This window comes from Treponema sp. R6D11, assembly GCF_054786075.1.
This window is the reverse complement of the sequence record NZ_BDHD01000600.1, coordinates 1-725: the sequence shown is the minus strand read 5'-3', so window position 1 is coordinate 725 and position 725 is coordinate 1. Positions and strand designations below refer to the sequence as shown.

The 725-nt window shown below is 41.7% G+C and carries 1 protein-coding gene; it reads right to left on the bottom strand.

Annotated elements, in window-relative coordinates; genetic code table 11:
- Positions 1-725 (bottom strand): ABC transporter permease (locus ACYVTD_RS14955; protein WP_461248507.1); only part of this gene is annotated, 725 nt, incomplete at both ends.

Here is a 725-nt window from a genome sequence, read left to right as displayed (position 1 = left end):
GCCTGAAAAAACTTCGGCGATTATCATGGCGAATATGGTAATTGCCGGCAACAGAGCGTTTTTTAAGACGTGTTTACGCAGGATATAAAGTCCGCTTGCACCCTTGCTTCTTGCCGTTATAACATAATCGCTTTTAAGTTCCGCAAAGAGCGAGCCTCTTAAAAATTTAATAAGAATTGCGGCGTTTGGAATTGAAATAGCGAGAGCCGGGAAACAAAGACAGCGGATAAAGCCAAAAAAGTTTTCATTGTAGTTGATATATTCGCCGGGGATAAAAAATTTTAAGCCGAAACCAAAGATAAAAATAAAAAGAAGTCCCATAAAAAAGCCGGGCGTGCTTAATCCGGCGGCGGTGAAAAAATTTACAACGCCGTCAAGTATGCCGTCTTTTTTGTTTACAGTCAACAGTGAAACAGGTATGGAAATTAGCAAAACAAAAAAAAGCGAAAGCAGGGCTAAAGTTATTGTAACTGGAAGACGCTCGGAAATCAGCGTGGAGATAGCCTCTCCCCTAAAACTTAACGCTACGCCAGCCCTGCCTGAAACAAAACCGGACAGCCAGTCAAGATAGCGGGTAATAACGTTTCTGTTAAGCCCCATTTCTTCACGTAACGCCGATAATTGTTCCTGTGAAGCGTTAATTCCGGCAAGATAAGTTGCCGGGTCTCCACGAATAACGCTAAAGGACAGAAAACATAAAATTGAAACAAGAAAAACCGTAATTA